At 68.6% G+C, this 1,178-nt stretch carries 2 protein-coding genes; both read left to right on the top strand.

Annotated elements, in window-relative coordinates; all coding sequences use genetic code 11:
* Positions 1–833, top strand: an 833-nt coding sequence (locus tag G7A99_RS17070) for an ABC transporter substrate-binding protein (protein WP_240466327.1), incomplete at its 5' end; no start/stop codon positions are given.
* A gap of 28 nt (positions 834–861) precedes the next feature.
* The coding region (locus G7A99_RS17065; RefSeq protein ID WP_371807629.1) for a magnesium transporter MgtE N-terminal domain-containing protein at positions 862–1,178 on the top strand (317 nt) is incomplete at its 3' end.

The following is a 1,178-nucleotide window of genomic DNA, read 5'->3' as shown; positions in this document are numbered from 1 at the left end:
CCGGTGTGTCCGTGAAATCCCACCTGGTGAAGAACGTGCTCACCGCGCTCGGCTATGACGTGGAGCTCACCACCGCGTCCGTGCCGATCGCTTTCCAGGCCGTCGCCAGCGGCGAGCGTGACGTCTTCCTTGGCCTGTGGCTGCCCACGCAGCAGAAGATGATCAAGCCCTACCTCGACGACGGGAAGATCGAGAAGATCACCACCAACCTGTCCGGTGCGAAGTACACCCTGGCGGTGCCGGCCTATGTTTACGAGGCGGGGGTGAAGAGCTTCTCCGATCTCGACGAGTACCGTGACCGCTTCGGCGGCCGGATCTACGGCATCGAGGCGGGCAATGACGGCAATCTGCTGATCCGCAAGATGATCGAGGACGACGCCTACGGCCTCGGCGACTGGGAGCTCATGGCCTCTTCCGAGGCGGGCATGCTCACCCAGGTGCGCCGTTCCGTGCGCCGCGACAAGTGGGTGGTCTATCTCGGCTGGGCGCCGCACCCGATGACGCGCAACATCGACATGCGCTTCCTCCATGGCGGCGAGGACTACTTCGGCCCGAACCAGGGCGGCGCCACCGTGCACACCATCGCCACGTCCGGCTACGCCGAGCGCTGCACCAACGTCGCCCGGCTGCTTCGCCAGTTCCAGGTCAGCGTCGACGACCAGAGCCTGATGGGCGACTACGTGCTCAACGACGACATGGACTACGGCCCGGCGGGCGAGGCGTTCGTGCGCAAGCGCCCGCAGCTGCTGGAGAAGTGGCTCGACGGCGTGACCACCGCCGACGGCGGGCGCGATGCCCTGCCGGTGGTCCGCGAGGCCATGGGCGTTAAGTGACCGCGCCCGGTCGCCACGGGGACGGCGAGTGAGCGCCGAGACCGCCGCGGAGCTCGAGGACTGGACGAGCGAGATCGCCCGGGCCCTCGAGGCCGGTGACACGGAGGCCGTCACCGGTCTCGCCGCGGCGCGTCACCCCGCAGAGATCGCCGATATCCTGGAGGCCCTGCCCAAGGAGGACCGCCTCGCGGTCTGGCAGGCCATCCCCGCTCCGACGGTGCGCGGCGAGGTCCTCATCGAGGCCCGGCGCGAGGTGCGCGACCGGCTCATCGATGCCACCCGCCCCGCCGAGCTTGCCCGGGATGTCGAGCATCTCCAGCTCGACGAGCTCGCCGATCTTTACGA

It is taken from the genome of Arhodomonas sp. KWT (assembly GCF_010993615.1).
The sequence above is the reverse complement of the archived record's forward strand: the minus strand, read 5'-3'. Positions and strand labels throughout refer to the sequence as shown.